Genomic DNA, 17508 nt, shown 5'->3' with positions numbered 1-17508 from the left:
ACACCACCTTGTCTTCCACCGAAGGGTCCCCTCACATGGGCAACACCATCGACCGACGCCAGCCACGCCTGGAGGACGTGGCAGCGCGGGCAAAGGTGTCCCACCAGACCGTCTCGCGGGTCATCAACAACCACCCCAATGTCAGCAGCGCCACCAGGGAGAAAGTGGAAGCGGCGATTGCGGAACTCGGCTACCGGCGCAATACAGCTGCCAGGAGCCTGGTCACCCGGCGTTCGCAGACCATAGGTGTGCTGGCAGCCGAAATGGGGCAGTACGGCCCGGCCAACACCCTCCTGGGAGTCCAGCAGGCCGCCCGGGAGGCCGGCTACTTTGTGAGCATCGAGGCCATCAAGGAGGCCGGTGCGGATGCCATCTCGGACGCCGTCCGCCATCTCACGGACCAGGGCGCGGACGGGATCATCGTCATTGTGCCCCACGACGGTACCGTTCAGGCACTGGAGGGCCTCACTCTGGACGTTCCCGTGATCCTTGTGGGTGCCGCCGGTGGGGGGCTCTTCAGCGGAGCGCTGGTGGACCAGAAGCTCGGGGCGCGCCTGGCGGTCTCGCACTTGATCGACCTGGGCCACCGGCGGATCGGGCATGTTTCCGGACCCCAGGACTGGGTGGACGGCAGGTCACGTGCCGAGGGCTGGGGTGAGCGGCTCCGCGAAGCCGGCCTTCCTGATGACCTGTTGATCGAGGGGGACTGGAGCGCCGGCAGCGGGTACCGGATCGGCCGTCAGCTTGCCGCTGAGCGCACGGCAACGGCTCTGTTCGTTGGCAATGACCAGATGGCCCTGGGCCTGCTGCGCGCCTTCAGCGAAGCGGGGGTCCGCGTGCCCGACGACGTCTCCGTGGTGGGCTTCGATGACCAGCCTGAGTCGGGCTACTTCACGCCGCCGCTGACCACCGTGCGCCAGGACTTCGAGGAACTCGGCAGGCGCTGCATGGGCGCTATGCTGAACGCCCTTGAGGGCGGCGCGGGCGCAGGCACCATCATGGTGGAGCCGGAGCTGGTTGTCCGCAGCAGTACGTCCGCTCCCGCCTGATTCCCGCCTGATCTTCCCAGCCATGCCGCCGACACTTGACGTCCCAATTGTTAGCGCTCACAATTGAATCAATCCGCGCTCACCGGACCAGCTATTTGGAGGACTTCATGGACGTCACAGTGGACGGCACAGACAGCTACGTCATCGGCGTGGACTACGGAACGCTTTCGGGACGGGCCGTAGTGGTCCGGGTCCGTGACGGCAAGGAACTGGGCAGCGGTGTCTTCGACTATCCGCACGCCGTGGTCACGGATGCCCTTCCGGCGGATGTAGCGGGCGTTGCGGGCGACGGCAGTGGCCGGCTTCCCGGGGAATGGGCACTTCAGGTGCCGAACGACTACCGCGACGTCCTCCGCCACGCCGTCCCGGCAGCGATCGCAGACGCCGGGATCAACCCGGCGGCCGTCGTCGGAATTGCCACTGACTTCACGGCCTGCACCATGGTGCCGGTCAGGGCCGACGGCACCCCGCTCAACGAACTGCCCGGCTTTGCCAGCCGCCCGCACGCCTACGTGAAGCTGTGGCGGCACCACGCCGCGCAGCCGCAGGCGGACCGGATCAACGCCCTGGCCGCCGAGCGCGGCGAAACCTGGCTGCCGCGCTACGGGGGACTGATTTCCTCCGAGTGGGAATTCGCCAAGGGCCTGCAGCTGCTGGAAGAGGACCCGGAAGCCTATGCCGCCATGGACCACTGGGTGGAGGCGGCCGACTGGATCGTCTGGCAGCTTTGCGGCCAGTACGTTCGGAACGCCTGCACCGCCGGTTACAAGGGCATCTACCAGGACGGCCGGTACCCTTCCGAGGACTTCCTCGCCGCGCTGAACCCGGAATTCAAGGACTTCGTCAGCACGAAACTTGAACACACCATCGGCCGCTTGGGCGATGCCGCGGGCTACCTCACGGCCGAGGCCGCCGGATGGACGGGATTGCCTGAGGGCATCGCCGTGGCCGTCGGTAACGTGGACGCGCACGTCACGGCCCCGGCCGCAAAGGCAGTGGAGCCGGGGCAGCTGGTGGCCATCATGGGCACGTCCACTTGCCACGTTATGAACGGTTCGGAACTTCGGGAAGTCCCGGGCATGTGCGGCGTGGTGGATGGCGGGATCGTGGACGGGCTGTGGGGCTACGAGGCCGGGCAGTCCGGCGTAGGCGACATCTTCGGCTGGTTCACCAACAACGGTGTCCCGCCGGAATACCACCAGGCGGCGGCCGCGGCAGGCCTGGGCATTCACGAATACCTCACCGAGCTCGCCGCACACCAGGCCATCGGAGGGCACGGCCTCATCGCCCTGGACTGGCACTCGGGGAACCGTTCGGTGCTGGTGGACCACGAGCTCTCCGGCGTGGTGGTGGGCCAGACGCTCGCCACCAGGCCCGAGGACACCTACCGCGCGTTGCTGGAGGCCACGGCCTTCGGCACCCGCACCATCGTGGATGCCTTCCGCGATTCCGGCATTCCGGTGAAGGAATTCATCGTGGCCGGCGGGCTCCTGAAGAACAAGCTGCTGATGCAGATCTACGCGGACATCACCGGCCTGCAGCTTTCGACCATCGGCTCCACCCAGGGCCCGGCCCTGGGCTCCGCCATCCACGCCGCCGTTGCGGCGGGAAAGTACGCCAGCATCCGTGAAGCTGCGGCGGCCATGGGCTCAGAACCCGGCGACGTCTACACGCCGATCCCGGAAAACGTTGCAGCCTACGAGGAACTGTTCCAGGAATACCGGACACTTCACGACTACTTCGGCCGGGGAGCCAATGACCTGATGCACCGGCTTAAGGCCATCCAGCGCAACGCCACGAAAGCACTCGTGGGCGCCGGAGCATGCGCATGAGCGCCGCGCCTTCAAGCACCTTGGAAACCATCGCCCGGATCCGGCAGGAGGTCTGCATCCTGCATGCCGAGCTCACCCGCTATGGGCTGGTGGTGTGGACGGCGGGCAATGTCTCCGCGCGCGTTCCAGGCCATGACCTGATGGTCATTAAGCCGTCGGGCGTTTCCTACGATGACCTCACACCCGAGCAGATGGTGGTCACCGACCTGTATGGGGTACCCGTGGCAGGCGACGCCGACGGTGAGTGGGGCAACCCGGGGCTGTCGCCGTCGTCGGACACCGCCGCGCACGCCTATGTCTACCGGCACATGCCCGACGTCGGCGGCGTGGTGCACACGCACTCCACCTATGCCACGGCCTGGGCAGCCCGCGGCGAGTCGATCCCGTGCGTTCTGACCATGATGGGCGACGAGTTCGGCGGCTCCATCCCGGTGGGCCCGTTCGCGCTGATCGGCGATGACTCGATCGGTCAGGGCATCGTGGAGACGCTGAAGAACTCCAACTCGCCCGCGGTGCTGATGCAGAACCACGGCCCGTTCACCATCGGCAAGGATGCCAGGGATGCGGTGAAGGCCGCGGTCATGTGCGAGGAAGTGGCGCGGACGGTGCACATTTCCCGGCAGCTCGGCGAGCCGCTGCCGATGGACCAGGCCAAGATCGAATCCCTCTACGCCCGCTACCAGAACGTCTACGGCCGCTAGCCGGCCCGGACCCCCGCACTTCACCGGACTTTCACAGGAGAAAACCCATGAACAACGCCAACAGCACGTCCCTCGGCCACTACGAGGTCTGGTTCCTCACCGGCAGCCAGCACCTTTACGGCGAGGATGTCCTCAAGCAGGTCGCCGCCCAGTCACAGGAGATTGCCGCCGCCCTGAACGCCTCCTCCGACGTTCCCGTCAAGGTGGTCTGGAAGCCGGTCCTCACCGATTCGGACGCCATCCGCCGCACGGCATTGGAAGCGAACTCGGACGATTCCGTGATCGGTGTGACGGCGTGGATGCATACGTTCTCCCCGGCCAAGATGTGGATCCAGGGCCTGGACCTGTTGCGCAAGCCGCTCCTTCATCTGCACACGCAGGCCAACGTGGAGCTGCCCTGGGCGGACATCGACTTCGACTTCATGAACCTCAACCAGGCCGCCCACGGCGACCGCGAATTCGGCTACATCCAGTCCCGCCTCGGCATTCCCCGCAAGACCGTGGTGGGCCACGTGTCCAACCCGGAAGTCTCGAGGCAGGTGGGCGTGTGGCAGCGGGCGTCGGCAGGCTGGGCCGCGGTTCGCACGCTCAAGCTGACCCGCTTCGGTGACAACATGCGCAACGTTGCCGTCACCGAAGGCGACAAGACCGAAGCCGAACTCCGCTTCGGTGTCTCCGTCAACACCTGGTCCGTCAACGAGCTCGCCGACGCAGTGCACGGCGCCGCAGAGTCCGACGTCGACGCCCTGGTTGCGGAGTACGAGCGCCTGTACGAGGTGGTCCCGGAGCTCAAGGCCGGGGGAGCGCGGCACGAGTCGCTGCGGTACAGCGCCCGGATCGAACTGGGGCTGCGCAGCTTCCTGGAGGCCAACGGCTCCGCCGCGTTCACCACCTCTTTTGAGGACCTGGGCGATCTCCGCCAGCTGCCCGGCATGGCCGTCCAGCGGCTGATGGCCGATGGCTACGGCTTCGGCGCCGAGGGCGACTGGAAGACGGCCATCCTGGTCCGCGCGGCCAAGGTGATGGGCGCGGGCATGCCCGGCGGCGCGTCCCTGATGGAGGACTACACCTACCACCTGGAACCCGGTTCCGAGAAGATCCTGGGCGCGCACATGCTCGAGGTCTGCCCGTCCCTGACCGCCACGAAACCGCGCGTCGAGATCCACCCGCTCGGCATTGGCGGCAAGGAAGATCCCGTCCGCATGGTGTTTGATACGGACGCTGGCCCCGGCGTCGTCGTAGCGCTGTCCGATATGCGCGACCGGTTCCGTCTGGTCGCGAACGTGGTGGACGTCGTCGACCTTGACCAGCCGCTCCCCAACCTGCCGGTGGCCCGCGCGCTCTGGTCGCCGAAACCCGACTTCGCCACCTCGGCCGCAGCGTGGCTCACCGCCGGTGCCGCGCACCACACGGTATTGTCCACGCAGGTGGGTCTGGACGTGTTCGAGGACTTCGCCGAAATCGCCAAGACCGAACTTCTCACCATCGATGAGGACACCACCATCAAACAGTTCAAGAAGGAACTCAACTGGAACGCCGCGTACTACAGGCTGGCGGGCGGCCTGTGAACGGTGTCGAAATTGAGCTCGTCTCGGGGGACTACACCGCCGCCGTTGTCCAGCGCGGCGGCGCCTTGCGGCGGCTGGCGTTCCGGGGCAGGGACCTGGTGGTGCCCTTCGACGCCGATGCGCCCATCCCGGACTACCGGGGAATCATCGCTGCGCCGTGGCCCAACCGGATCGCCGATGGCACGTACCGTTTTGCCGGCGTCGAGCACCAACTGCCCACCAACGAACCGGAGCGGGGCACGGCACTGCACGGGCTCGCATTCGACCGTTTGTGGACCGTTGAACGCAGCGGCGCCGACGCGGTGAGCCTGTCCTGTGAGATCCCCGGGGCCCCAGGGTATCCGTTCCACCTTCGGCTCCACGTCGACTACAGGCTGGACGACGCCGGGCTGCACACCACTGTCACGGCCACCAACGCCGGCGACGAGGCGGCCCCTTACGGGGTTTGCCCGCACCCGTACCTGCTGGCGGGACCCGCGCCGCTGGATGAGTGGACCGTCCGGATCCCCGCGGCGTCTTTCCTCGAGGTCACGCCGGACCGGCTCCTGCCGGTCGCCACCCGGACGGTGGAGGGCCATCAGTTCGACTTCCGGGCGCCGCGTGCAATCGGCGGCACACAGATCGACCACGCCTTCACCGACCTGGAGTTCGACGACGGCGGCCGCGCCCAGCTGATCGCCAGGGACCCCGGCGGAACCGGGGTGGGCATGGCCTGGGACCGGGCATGCCCCTGGCTGCAGATCCATACCGCCGACAAACCTGCCCCTGTACCCAACAGGCTGGGCCTGGCGGTTGAGCCGATGACCTGTCCGCCGGACGCCTTCAACAGCGGCCAGGACCTGCTGCAGCTGGAACCGGGCAGCAGCCATCAGGCCGGCTGGAGCATCTTCGCCGCCTGATGCCGCCTGATGCCGCGTGGTGGTGGCGTTGACACGCACAGAAGCGGCCGGCCCCGGCAGTTAGCCGGGGCCGGCCGCTTCAATGGACAAGCTGTCAGTGCACAATCAGGTCAGTGCACAATCAAGCCAGTGCACGCGCGGGTCAGTGCGCCAGCAGCGTCTCAAGCGGTTCTCCTGCCGCGATCCGTGCCAGCAGCTCCGGCTCGGCCGCATCGGAGGCAAGCGCCTGCTCCAGGACTGCTGCCGCCTCCCGCGGAGACAACACGATCACGCCGTTATCGTCACCCAGCACCCAGTCGCCGGGGGCCACGTCCACGCCCCCGCAGGTCACGGAAACGTTGACCGCAGATTCCGTGCCGTGCAGGCGCTTGGTGGTGAGGCATGACGTGCCGCGGGCAAAGACCGGCAGGCCGGTGCTCCGCAGCTCCAGCAGGTCCGTTGCCACTCCGTCCACCACAATGCCGGCGGCGCCCTGGGCCTTGGCGGCTGCGGCCGTCACTGCGCCGACGGGGGCATGGCGGCGATCGCCGTCCATGTCCACCACCAGCACTGCGCCGGGGTACAGCTCCAGTCGTACCACTCGACGGTCGTGCCGATGACGCTGGCGAGGGCGATTTTGCGCATTTTTTGCGAGGTCCAGCCGTGCCGTAGCAGCGGCGGTGGCGGTATTTACCATGTTGGCCATCAGTTCTCCAGATGGGGGTGCGGGGACGATTGTCCGGTGCAGGTAGTTACCAACCATTCTGTGTCCGCGATCTCAGTTCAATGGCTAAAAGGCCGATAAATGTGAGTTCACACAACACGCCGCCCAAGGTAATAACGTGCCGCTACGCGCAGGCCACTGGCATCCGGACGGCCTGCACCGGATCAGTGCGTCACACCTGGGCAGAAAGTTCGTGCCGGGTCAGGCTCAGGTACACCTTTCCGTCTTCGACCCGGTTGATGACATCCGCAGCGGCATAGGAGTCGCTTGCCCAGAATCCGCGGGCATCGATTTTGATGTAGCCCGAATGGAACAACCGCCGGGCCATCAGCTCGGGTACTTTCGGTTCCCTGCCAAAGACAGCGCTCAGCCCGAGGTTGAGCAAATCCTGTTCGGAAGCCGTGGCGGCTTCTTCGAACACTTCTGCCTTAGTGTTCGGCGGAACGATGAGCTCAACGGCACCGATATCATCGCCCGACGCATCCACAACGCGCATTCCCTTGGACACGGATTCCAAGACGTCCACGATCGTCCTCCTCCACTCAACTTCATTACGGCACCATTGCGCCCCACGGTCAAGGGGCTGTGGCTTGGGCAGGCGCCGCCACTGGTGACGCTCGCAAACGTCAGGCCCACGCCACTACCAGCGTGGCCACCTGGGCGGGAACGGCAAGGTCGATTCCGGTCAGGTCCTGGAACCGGTTCAGCCGGCTGAGGATGGTGTTCCTGGGCCATGCGGACCCGCTCGGCCGAATAGCCTGAGTGCGTGTGCGCGGCGAATTCGTCCGAGCGTGGACGGAATCTCCCACAACGAACACGAAAACACCACGGACGAGGACATCGTGGCCGGCCGCGCCATGCTGACCGAAGTGGTTAGCCGTCTTTGCAACGGGGTCCTGGAGGACTAAGGGAGGCGGATCTCGGCGAAGGGGATGCCGGATACTCCGGCCGCGTTGATTTGTGCTGCGCGTGGCGTCCCGTTCAACGGAGCCAACCCGGCGGCCTGGAACCTGGGCATCGCATCAACAGCCCTGGGTGACTGGACCACCGCCCGGCACGCGTGGGTCGCTTACGGACTGGACAAGTTTCGGGCTGAAGCTGGGCCCATCGACGTCGACTGCGGCATGGCTCCGGTCCGGCTCAACCCCGACCAGCCCAGCCTCCCTCACCAGGTGCTGTTTTCGGCCGGGAATACTGAGGTGGTGTGGTGCTGGCGCCGGAGCCCGGCCCATGCAGTCATCGCGAGCGTTCCGCTGCCGGATTCCGGCCATCGGTGCCGAGACGTTGTCCTGCACGACGGTGAACCCAAAGGGACCCGACAGCTCGACGGACAGGATGTGTCGGTCTTCGACGAGCTGGGACGCCTCGAAGAATCCGGCCTGCCGACATGGCAGGCCCAGGTGGTCGGTGCCACCGCCAACGATTTTCAGGAACTGTCGGACCTCTTGGAACAGCGCGGACTCGGACTTGACGATTGGTCCGGGATCCGGTTGATGTGCTCGGAATGCTCGCACGGTGCACAGCAGGATGGACACGACCACATTCCTGCAGCGTCGGACGATGGGAAACGGCTGGGACTCGCCGGCCGCGAGTCAGACCTGGACGAAGTCATAGCGCCATGGCTGTCCGGGAGGCACGGAATCGACGTGCTCAACCTCGACCTGCTCTGGTAATCCTCCATCGCTAAGGAACTTGATCGCTAAGGAAGGGACGGAAATGTTCGGTCTATTCAAGAAAAGAGAACCCAGCGTTGTTATCGCCACGCTGAACGCACGCCTGCAACCCCAGGACCGGGCCGCCCTTGAAGACGCCTTCGAGTCCGCCATGACGTGGCGCGGCTCCGCGTTGTTGGCGGGGGAACCCAAATGGCGGCCAACGGCGAGGTCATTGACTGTGATATCGAAATTGAGATTGACGAACTCTCCGAGCTGACGGTCGACGCCGTGACCGAAACCCTTGCCACAATGCTCGCCCCCAAGGGTTCCACCCTGTACGTGTCAGACCAAGACCGTCGGATCGATTTCGGCGCACACGAAGGATTGGCCCTTTATCTCAACGGCGCCGATCTTCCGGAGGATGTGTACCGGGACTGCGACTCCAATCATGTCTATACAGAATGCGGCCGGCTGCTGGAGGGGTTGGGGATCGTGAGCAGTCACTGGCAAGGACCTCGTGAAACAGCGCTATATATGTATGGATGGGACGTCCAGGCCATGCAGGAGAGGCTGACACCGTTCCTGCAGGAGTATCCGCTGTGCCAGCAATGCCGCGTGATACAAATCGCGTGATACCCCGATGAGAATGTGGCATGACTTGTTACGATGACGCGCTTGCTCCCATAACCTCGGTCAACGGTGGGCCGCAGACTACGGGAGGCATCAACACAAATAGCCCGGTGCGCGGCAACTGCCGCGCACCGGGCTATCACTGGGGGGATCAGCGTTTGACGGCGTCCAGTTTCAGCATCTTGGCGATGACGCTGTCCAGCTCGGAGTCGTCGAAGATTTTCTTCCAGTCGTCCTTGATGATGGTGTCCTTGCCGTACTGGATGGCGATTTCGCAGGCTTCGGAGAACGGGTTGGAGCCGCGCAGGGCGTTGGTGAGGGCGATCTGGACGTGGCCGAACAGCATGGCCTTGGCCGCTTCCTCTGGAACGCCGGCGGTGTGGACGGTCTCGTACAGCGCCTCGTTCAGGAGGGTTCCGATCATGCAGGCCACGGTTTCCACCAGGGTGGGTTCAAGGATGGCGAGCTGCTTGACGGTGACCCAGTGCACGTCGATGACGGGGGCGTAGATGATGCGGATGGTGGCCTCGGCGGCTGCCTTGGTGTCTTCCGGGGCGTCCTCGTCGATCGCGGCAACCACGTTCTGCGGGGCGCCTTCGCCGCCGAAGGTGTCGGCCCATTCTTCCTTGGTGGTGCGCTCCAGGAACACGGACGGGTGGCAGGGGTGCGCCACTGCCTGGACGACGTCGTCGCGCTTGGCCAGCAGGCCGGCGTAGGCGGCGGCGGGGTCCAGGGTGAGCAGGATCGCTCCGGCCTTCATCTGCGGGACAACGCCCTCGGACACAACGCCGAGGACGGTGTCCGGGACGGCGAGGATGACCACGTCGGCGTTCTTGACGGCGTCCTCAGTGGAGGTGATGTCGCGGCCCTCGGCCTGGATGCGTTCCTGGCCTGCGGGGGAGTTCTCGCTATAGAAGACGCTGTGGGTGCTCTTCTGGAGGTTCCGGGAAACGCGCATTCCCATTTTTCCACCGGCTCCGACGACGGCGACGGTCAATTTTTCTGTTGACATTTCACTTGCTCCTTAGGTATTCGATGCTGTGTTTGGTCCACTGGTTTTCGAGGCGGATGGTTTCCGCTTTGGAGTCCTGCCACGGCAGCCAGTGTTCGACGATCTGGTTGATGCTTCTTTGGTGGGGCTGGAATTTGCTGACCATGTAGTCGTAGTCGAGCAGGCCTTCGCCGAGCGGCGCTCCGGCGTAGGTGAACCCGACCCAGCCGTCCTTGCGGCTGAACGCGAAGTCCTTGACGTGCATGTTCAGGACGTAAGGCGCGACGGCGTCAATCACCTCGCGCGGCATCTCCAGCGCCGCGACCGTGTTGGCCGGGTCGCTGCAAATGCCAAGGTATGGTCTGTCCACTCCGCGGATCACGTCCAGGATCCGGGAGGTGGGAACCTGTTCGTAGGTTTCCACCGCGATCTTGACCCCGGCGGCTTCGAACTCCGGCAGGACCTCCTTGAAGATGGCCACGGCTTCCTCCGTCGTCGGGGTGTGGCCCGGGACGTTGAACATGGTCCGCAGCAGGGGCGAGCCCAGGATCCCGGCGATGCGCAGGAATTTCCGCAGGTGCCCAGGGCGGATGCCCTTGGTGCCGAGCTCCAGGGAGATGCCCAGCCGGTCAGCTGTTGCCCGGACGGCTGCCAGTTCGGTGTCCGTCATGGCTTCCAGCGGGGCGTAGTCGCAGACCTGGAACAGGTCCACGCCGAGTTCCGCCGTCCGCTCCAGCGCCTGGTGGATGCTAAGCGGTTCGCTGACCTTGTCCGAGAGCTGCCAGAAGAACGCGTAGCTGCTCAGGCCGATCCGTGAGCCAACTCCGATCCGTGAGCCCTGGCCGACGCGGCTCATACCGTCACCTCCGCTGCTGTCAGCCGTGCGGCCGTCTCGTCCAGGATGGTCTTCAGCGCCTTCGGGTCGTGGGCGAAGCGGCCCAGGAACAGGCCGGCCACGGCGGAGTCCAGTTTGGTGATCAGGCCGGGTCCGGCGCTGCCGCCGTAGATCACGCGGCTGTCCGCCTGGCCGGGCAGGGCGCGCAGGTGCGCGTCCAGCCCGGCGATGACGGCGCTGATGTAGTCCGGGGTTGCGGGTTCCGGGGCGCCGATGGCCCACTGCGGTTCGTACGCCACGATGGTCCGGCCTATGGGTCCCAGCGACTGGGCGCGGTTCAGGGCGGCATCAATCTCGGCGGTGCACTGCGCGATAGCCTCTTCCGGCGAACCGGCGTGAAGCTCCCCGACGCACAGGATGGGCGTGAGGCCGTTGCGGTAGGCGGCGGCCGTCTTCAGCCCGATGACCGTGTCATCTTCGCCGAAGATCCGCCGGCGTTCGGCGTGGCCCACCTCGGCGTAGCGTCCGCCGAGCTCCACCACGGTCTTCCCGCCCACTTCACCGGTGAACGCCCCTTCGTCTTCCCAGAAGATGTCCTGGGCACCCGCGGCGGCTCCTGCAGTGCCCAGGATGCGGGCAGCTTCGGGAAGGACCGGGAGAGTGGGCAAGACAAACAGCTCAATGTCGCCGCCCTGGATGGCCGGGTGCGCGAACGCGATGCCGGCCACGTCGCGGCAGTAGTCCACCGAGCGCTGGTAGCCGAAGTACATCTTCAGGCTGACACCGATGATGGCTTTCGGTTTCTTAGCAGGAAGTGACACCCTCATAGTCCTTAATCAGTGTGACCTTCTCGGCCGAAGCCGAGCTTTCGTCGAAGGTGTAGGTGAGCCATTCCTTGGCGAGGCGGCGGGCCAGTTCCAGGCCGACGACGCGCTGGCCGAAGGTGAGGACCTGGACGTTGTTGGAGAGGATGGAACGTTCAACCGAGTAGCTGTCGTGCGCGGTGACGGCGCGGATGCCGGGGACCTTGTTCGCGGCGATGGCGACGCCGAGACCGGTGCCGCAGACCAGCAGGGCACGGTCGGCCTTGCCGGCGGCGATGAGTTCGGCGGCGGCGATGGCCACGGACGGGTAGGGGGTGTGGCTGGTGGCGTCCACTCCGACGTCGGTCACGGATTCGACCAGGTCGGAGGCCTCCAGGTCAGCCTTGAGGGCTTCCTTGTAGTCGAATCCGGCGTCGTCGGCTCCGATGACCAGGCGCAGTTTGGCGCTCATGCGTTCTCCTTGACTGTATTGATGCTGGGGGTGTTGTGGCTGGGGGTGTTCCCGGCGGGGGAATTCTCGCCGAAGGTGTTGTGGATGGCCCGGACGATCAGGGCCATGGAGACCGCTCCGGCGTCGGGGGTGCCGAGGCTCTTCTCGGCGTGCGGGCGCGCGCGGCCCATCAGGGGCAGCAGCGCGGCGGTGTCGTCGGCGGCCTGCTGCGCAACGGTGGCGGCGGCGCCCCACGCGTCGGTCAGGGACTGCCCGGCCTGTACTCCGGCTGCCAGGGCGTCGCGGAACGGGACCAGGACGTCCACCAGGGTTTTGTCCCCGGGTTTGGCCTTGCCGAAGTCCATGATCGCGGCTGCGGCGCCGGCGACTCCGGCGGCGACAGCTCCGGCGTCGGGGGCTTTGGTGTCCCCGACCGCGTCACCGACGGCCCGCAGGGCCATGCCCCAGAGAGCTCCGGACGTGCCGCCTGCCCTGTCGGACCAGGCGTCCGCGGCGAAGTGCAGCGTGGTGGCCGCGCCGGCGCCGCGGGCGACGGCGTCCGTTGCGGCCTCGACGGCGGCGCCGACTCCGCGTTCCATGCCGATGCCGTGGTCACCGTCGCCGGCGATCGCATCGATCCTGCCCAGTTCGTCAGCGTTGGCGTCCACTACCGCTTTCGCGGCGCCGAGGGCGGCGAGAATGCGGACGGCGCCGGCGCGGGACTCCGGCGTCGCCTCAGGAATGGAAAGTTCGACGTCGGCCGCTTCGCCGGCGTCGCTCGGCTCAAGGGCGGCCGTCACGGCTCCGCGGCGGAAGGCCGGTGCGTCGGCCGGGGCGTTCCAGAGGGTCTCGAGTTCGTCGTCGAGCCAGAACAGGGTCAGGGACGTCCCGGCCATGTCGAAGCTGGTGACGAGTTCGCCCACCTGAGGGTCCACGGCTTCCAGGCCGGCTTCGGTCAGGAGCTGGGCGACGCGGCGGTAGACCACGAAGAGCTCTTCGTACTTGACGCTGCCCAGGCCGTTGAGGATGGGGACCACGCGGGCGCCGCTCGTCTCCAAACCATCCGGGATTTCGGTGAGGAGCTTTGCAACCAGGAGTTCGGCGAGTTCATCCGCCGTCGGGATGTCCGTCTCGCCGATGCCGGGTTCGCCGTGGATACCCATCCCGACGGCCATCCGACCCTCGGGGACGGAGAACAGGGGGTGGTCGGCGCCCGGCAGAGTGCAGCCGGTAAAGGCCACGCCGAAGGAACGGGTGCGGTCGTTGGCGCGCTCGGCGATGGCGACGACGTCGTCCATGGAGTAGCCGGCTTCCGCTGCGGCGGCGGCCACCTTGAAGACGGTCAGGTCACCGGCGATGCCGCGGCGTTTGGCGCGTTCGGCCAGGGGGGCGGAGGAGACGTCGTCGGTGACAGCGATACTGCGGCAGTCGATGCCTTCCTTGCGGAGGCGGTCCTGGGCCTGGTTGAAGTGCAGGACGTCGCCAGCGTAGTTGCCGTAGCCCAGCAGGACGCCGGCGCCGTTGTTGGCGGCCTTCGATACGTTGTAGACCTGCTGCGCCGACGGGGACGCGAAGAGGTTGCCCATCGCTGCGCCGTGCGCCAGGCCCTGTCCCACCAGTCCGGCGAACGCCGGATAGTGGCCGGAGCCGCCGCCGATCACCAGCGCCACCGTGTCCGGGGTGCTCTTGGTGTTGCGGACCACGCCGCCCGAGACACGCTTCACCCAGCGGCCGTGGGAGGCAACAAAGCCTTCGATCATCTCGTCGGCGAAGGCTGCTGGTTCATTGAAAAGGCGTGTCATGGGGAGCTCCTGGGCCTAACTGCGGGGAAGTCGTGATTCGGGGTGGGGGTGCGGGGTGGGATTGGTGCGGAGGCGTCCCCGGGTGAGGGGGACGCCTCCGGGTCCGTTACGGCTCGGCGTGGTGTCCGGCCCCTGCGGGGTCCAGGGCTTCCGCCGGGACTCCGTCGCTGACCTTGCCGGAGCGGCTCAGCACCACCATGAGGATGGAGGACAGGAGCATAAAGCCGCCGACGACGAACATCGGTACCGTGTAGCTGCCGGTCAGGTCCTTGAGCCAGCCGGTGATGTACCCGGCGCTGAATCCGGCGAGGTTGCCCACGGTGTTGATCAGGGCGATGCCGGCAGCAGCCGCTGCGCCGGTGAGGAACTGGGTGGGCACGGTCCAGAAGTTGGGCAGTGCCGCGAAGATCGACATGGCCGTGATGGTGATGACGGCGATCGTTGCTGCCGGCGAGCCGGCGAACAGTGCCAGCGGGATGCTCAGGCCGCCGATAAGGGCGGGGAGGGCGATGTGCCAGGTCTTGACGCCGCGCTTTGTGGCGTCCTTGGACCAGAAGTAGAGGGCGAATGCCGCCGGCAGGTACGGGATGGCGGTGATGAGGCCCTTCTGGAGCACATCGAACTTGGCGCCGTAGATGCCTTCGAAGCCGGCGATGATGGTGGGCAGGAAGAACCCGAGGGCGTAAAGGCCGTAGATGAAGCCGAAGTAGATGGCGGACAGCATCCAGACCCGGCCGTTGCCGAACACGGTGCGGACGCTGACGTGCTTGTTGCTGGCGGTCGTTGCCTTCTTTTCCTTCTCCAGCGCGCCGGTCAGCCAGGTCTTTTCCTCGGCGGTCAGCCACTTGGCCTTGGCGGGGGAGTCAGCGAGGTAGAACCAGGCGATGATGCCGACGATGATGGCGGGGATGGCGACGCCGAAGAACATTACGCGCCAGCCTTCAAGCCCGAAGAGGCCGTGCTGCTGGATGAGGAGGCCGGCCAGCGGGGCACCGATCACGGTGGTCAGCGGCTGGGCCAAGTAGAAGAGGGCGAGGATCTTGCTGCGGTGGCGGGACGGAACCCAGAGGCTCAGGAAGAGGATGGCGCCGGGGAAGAACCCGGCTTCTGCTACGCCCAGGATGAAGCGCAGGATGTAGAGCTGTTCCACGTTGCCCACCCACGTGAAGAGGAGGGAGACGATGCCCCAGCTGACCATGATGCGGGCGAGCCAGCGGCGCGCACCGAACTTGTGCAGTGCCAGGTTGCTGGGAATCTCGAGCAGGATGTAGCCGATGAAGAAGACGCCGGAGGCGAAGCCAAACTGGGCGGCCGAGAGGGCCAGGTCCGTATTCATGCCGTTGGGACCGGCAAAGGAAATTGCCGTGCGGTCCAGGTAATTGATGAAGAACATCAGGGCGACGAAGGGAACAAGCCGGATCGCCACTTTCCTGATTGCAGATTTTTCGACCACCGATTGTGTGGTGTCCACGTTGACTCCTAGATGTTGATGTCCCGGCGCAATCCTGCATTGGAGGCGTGGGGCTGGTTTGAGGCTTGGCCTAGTAGTGGTTGCCGGATGGGCTAGGACTGTGATCTCTACCATAGGACTAATCTGTAAATTGGTCAACCGGTTGACGTGTTCTTTTTCGCGCGGGTCCATCCCGCCGAATTGGTCAGCCGGTTGTTAGGCTTGGACCGTGACCCTAAATTCCGCTGCCTCCGCGGCCAAAATCAGTGCCGCCCTCGGCTCCGTAGGGCAGGGTTCTGTTGTGTCGGAGGTTGCCGAGCGCCTCTTGGCCTATTTCACAAGCGGGGATATTGCCGTCGGAACCAGGCTTCCTGCGGAGCGCCAGCTCGCGGCGTCCCTCGGCGTCGGCAGGTCTGCCGTGAGGGAGGCGCTGGCAGCCCTGGAAATCCTGGGCATCGTGATTGTCCGCCCAGGTTCAGGGACCTACCTCCGGGACGGCATCTCCGAACTCCTGCCCCGCACGCTGAGCTGGGGCCTGATGCTTGGGGCGCCCCGGACCCGAGAGCTGGTGGAGCTGCGAAGCGGCCTGGAGGTCCAGGCGGCGCAGCTGGCTGCCGACCGGATTACCAACGAAGCGCTGGACCGCATGCGCGGCAACCTCGAAACCATGGCCCACACCCTCGATGACCTTGCCGCGTTCGTCGAGGCGGACGCTTTGTTTCACCGCGAAATTGCCGAGAGTTCGGGCAATCAGGTTCTGCAGGAGCTGCTGCAGAGCATCCGGTCCCTGCTGCGGATCTGGGTGGACCGTGCGCTGACCGACGAGGGGCATGCGGCGGCGGCCCTGACGGAACACTCACAGATCTTTGCGGCCCTTGAAGCGCGGGACCCCGACGCCGTGACGCTGACTATGCGTTCACACATGCAGACGGCTTCCAAGCGACTGCTCGCTGGCTTCGACGCATCGCAGTAGCTTCCGTCGATTTGGACGGGGCTGGCTGCACGTAGAAAGTTGCGGGTGCGCCGGGGCCTAGGGCCGCTGGGTGGCTGAGGTCGAATTGCGAATCACAAGCTCGGGCTCGACGACGTAATGCTGGGCGCGTTCTCCTGTGAGGATCTGATGGTGCAGCATCTTGAAAGTCGCGATGCCCAGTGCCCGGAAGTCAAGGCGCATGGTGGTTAGCGGAGGTGAGAAGAAGGCGGCTGCAGGCATGTCGTCAACGCCAACGATTGAAAAGTCCTGGGGTGCACGGAAGCCCCGTCTTTCCAAGGCACTCATGAAGCCGAGGGCTATCTCGTCGTTGGCCGCGAAGACAGCCGTGAACGTGGCCGGATCCGCCAGTTCCCCGGCGCGATACCCGGAAATCGAGGACCAGTCCTTTGCAACATTCAGCACGCGAGGGCTGAGGCCGGCACTTTGCATGGCGTCGCGGTAACCACGTTCACGCTCGTGTCCTTCATTGCGGGTCGCGGGGCCGGCGACGTGCAGGATGTCCCGGTGGCCTAGCCCGATGAGGTGGTGGGTCGCTTCCCAGCCGGCGGCGTGCGAGTGAGTGCCCGCCGATCCTTCGTCCGTACCCGGAAGCTCGGAAACAGTGATCAGGGGCGTTGATTCGTCCCAGTCGGCGAGGAGATTCTCGATCCCTGGCAGCGGTGTCGACAAAACGATGCCGTCAACCTGTGCGGACTTGAAGTGCGTTAGTGCGCGCCGCGCCTCGACTTCCCAGTTCTTCGCTTCGAAGTCGAGATCAAGGGCGGCAATGGTGAGGGTAACGTCGGCCTCGCGGGCTGCAAGTCCCAGTCCGGTGAGCACGCCGGCGCTGCCGTAGCTGAAAGCGCCCATGGTTAAGACCCCAACGGAGTTCGTCCTGCTCGTGCGGAGAGTGCGGGCGGATTGATTTGGTACGTACCCAAGTTCGTCGATGGCAGCGGCGATCCGGTCCCGCGTCTCGGTCCGCACATAACCAACACCGGTGAAATACCGGGACACCGTCTGAGTCGAGACGTTTGCCAGCCTCCCCACGTCCGCCATGCTTGGCCGCGCCGCCGGTCTTGCCTTTACCAAATTCCCACCTCCATGCACGGTCTGCCACGCGGCCCAGCTTGTGCTGCCGGTTGCTGCTGCGAGGTTCGGGTGAC

The 17508-nt window shown here is 65.8% G+C and carries 17 protein-coding genes; 8 read left to right on the top strand and 9 right to left on the bottom strand.

All coding sequences use genetic code 11. The features are described from left to right. Window positions 1–35 precede the first annotated feature (35 nt). The 5 genes from NFC73_RS06225 (at window position 36) to NFC73_RS06205 (ending at window position 6049) form a co-directional block, all read left to right on the top strand. Window positions 36–1049, top strand: a complete 1014-nt coding sequence (locus tag NFC73_RS06225; RefSeq protein ID WP_254748550.1) for a LacI family DNA-binding transcriptional regulator — start codon at window positions 36–38, stop codon at window positions 1047–1049. Window positions 1050–1156: 107 nt separating this feature from the next. Continuing rightward, the gene (araB, locus tag NFC73_RS06220; RefSeq protein WP_254748548.1) at window positions 1157–2881 is read left to right on the top strand and encodes a ribulokinase; all 1725 of its coding nucleotides are present in this window, start codon (window positions 1157–1159) and stop codon (window positions 2879–2881) included. Further along, complete coding sequence (locus tag NFC73_RS06215) at window positions 2878–3582, top strand: L-ribulose-5-phosphate 4-epimerase (protein ID WP_254748546.1); 705 nt, start codon at window positions 2878–2880, stop codon at window positions 3580–3582. Before araB ends, NFC73_RS06215 begins: the two co-directional genes overlap by 4 nt. 47 nt (window positions 3583–3629) lie before the next feature. Next, window positions 3630–5150 (top strand): L-arabinose isomerase, encoded by a 1521-nt coding sequence (araA, locus tag NFC73_RS06210; protein WP_254748544.1) that lies wholly within the window; start codon window positions 3630–3632, stop codon window positions 5148–5150. Next, entirely contained in the window at window positions 5147–6049 is a 903-nt protein-coding gene (locus tag NFC73_RS06205; RefSeq protein ID WP_254748541.1) for an aldose 1-epimerase family protein, read from the top strand. Before araA ends, NFC73_RS06205 begins: the two co-directional genes overlap by 4 nt. Before the next feature lie 142 nt (window positions 6050–6191). Here the strand turns inward: NFC73_RS06205 and NFC73_RS06200 are convergent, their stop codons facing one another. Together NFC73_RS06200 and NFC73_RS06195 are read right to left on the bottom strand one after the other, a co-directional pair. Beyond that, complete coding sequence (locus NFC73_RS06200) at window positions 6192–6629, bottom strand: RraA family protein (protein WP_254748538.1); 438 nt, start codon at window positions 6627–6629, stop codon at window positions 6192–6194. A 295-nt stretch (window positions 6630–6924) separates the two neighbouring features. Continuing rightward, on the bottom strand, window positions 6925–7278 hold the full coding sequence (locus NFC73_RS06195; RefSeq protein ID WP_254748535.1) for a hypothetical protein: 354 nt from the start codon (window positions 7276–7278) through the stop codon (window positions 6925–6927). 406 nt (window positions 7279–7684) lie between these two features. Between NFC73_RS06195 and NFC73_RS06190 the strand changes: the two genes are divergently transcribed. Then, a complete protein-coding gene (locus NFC73_RS06190) occupies window positions 7685–8425 on the top strand; it encodes a tetratricopeptide repeat protein (protein ID WP_254748533.1) in 741 nt (246 codons plus the stop codon). 192 nt (window positions 8426–8617) lie between these two features. Continuing rightward, window positions 8618–9040, top strand: a complete 423-nt coding sequence (locus NFC73_RS06185; protein WP_254748531.1) for a hypothetical protein — start codon at window positions 8618–8620, stop codon at window positions 9038–9040. A gap of 148 nt (window positions 9041–9188) precedes the next feature. Here NFC73_RS06185 and NFC73_RS06180 read toward each other — a convergent pair whose 3' ends face one another. The 6 genes from NFC73_RS06180 to NFC73_RS06155 all read right to left on the bottom strand — a co-directional run bounded on the left by NFC73_RS06180 (window position 9189) and on the right by NFC73_RS06155 (window position 15390). Further along, on the bottom strand, window positions 9189–10049 hold the full coding sequence (locus NFC73_RS06180) for a phosphogluconate dehydrogenase C-terminal domain-containing protein (RefSeq protein ID WP_254748529.1): 861 nt from the start codon (window positions 10047–10049) through the stop codon (window positions 9189–9191). Window position 10050: 1 nt separating this feature from the next. Then, window positions 10051–10884, bottom strand: a complete 834-nt coding sequence (locus NFC73_RS06175; protein WP_254748527.1) for a sugar phosphate isomerase/epimerase family protein — start codon at window positions 10882–10884, stop codon at window positions 10051–10053. Next, window positions 10881–11684: a triose-phosphate isomerase family protein gene (locus tag NFC73_RS06170; RefSeq protein ID WP_254748526.1), complete on the bottom strand. Its 804-nt coding sequence runs from the start codon at window positions 11682–11684 to the stop codon at window positions 10881–10883. The genes NFC73_RS06175 and NFC73_RS06170 overlap by 4 nt, the downstream gene beginning before the upstream one ends. Continuing rightward, complete coding sequence (locus NFC73_RS06165; protein WP_254748524.1) at window positions 11668–12138, bottom strand: ribose-5-phosphate isomerase; 471 nt, start codon at window positions 12136–12138, stop codon at window positions 11668–11670. The genes NFC73_RS06170 and NFC73_RS06165 overlap by 17 nt, the downstream gene beginning before the upstream one ends. After that, window positions 12135–13919, bottom strand: a complete 1785-nt coding sequence (locus NFC73_RS06160) for a dihydroxyacetone kinase family protein (protein WP_254748523.1) — start codon at window positions 13917–13919, stop codon at window positions 12135–12137. Before NFC73_RS06160 ends, NFC73_RS06165 begins: the two co-directional genes overlap by 4 nt. A 106-nt stretch (window positions 13920–14025) precedes the next feature. Continuing rightward, entirely contained in the window at window positions 14026–15390 is a 1365-nt protein-coding gene (locus tag NFC73_RS06155) for an MFS transporter (RefSeq protein WP_254748521.1), read from the bottom strand. A gap of 208 nt (window positions 15391–15598) precedes the next feature. On the opposite strand from NFC73_RS06155, the gene NFC73_RS06150 reads away from it, so the two are divergent. Continuing rightward, a complete protein-coding gene (locus tag NFC73_RS06150) occupies window positions 15599–16342 on the top strand; it encodes a FadR/GntR family transcriptional regulator (protein ID WP_254748519.1) in 744 nt (247 codons plus the stop codon). A gap of 57 nt (window positions 16343–16399) precedes the next feature. Here the strand turns inward: NFC73_RS06150 and NFC73_RS06145 are convergent, their stop codons facing one another. Then, the gene (locus tag NFC73_RS06145; RefSeq protein WP_254748516.1) at window positions 16400–17392 is read right to left on the bottom strand and encodes a LacI family DNA-binding transcriptional regulator; all 993 of its coding nucleotides are present in this window, start codon (window positions 17390–17392) and stop codon (window positions 16400–16402) included. Window positions 17393–17508 lie beyond the last annotated feature (116 nt).

Source organism: Pseudarthrobacter humi (assembly GCF_024294965.1).
GTDB classification, from domain to species: Bacteria; Actinomycetota; Actinomycetes; order Actinomycetales; family Micrococcaceae; genus Arthrobacter; species Arthrobacter humi.
Note: the sequence above shows the minus strand (reverse complement) of the source record. Positions and strands in the feature narration are given on the sequence as shown.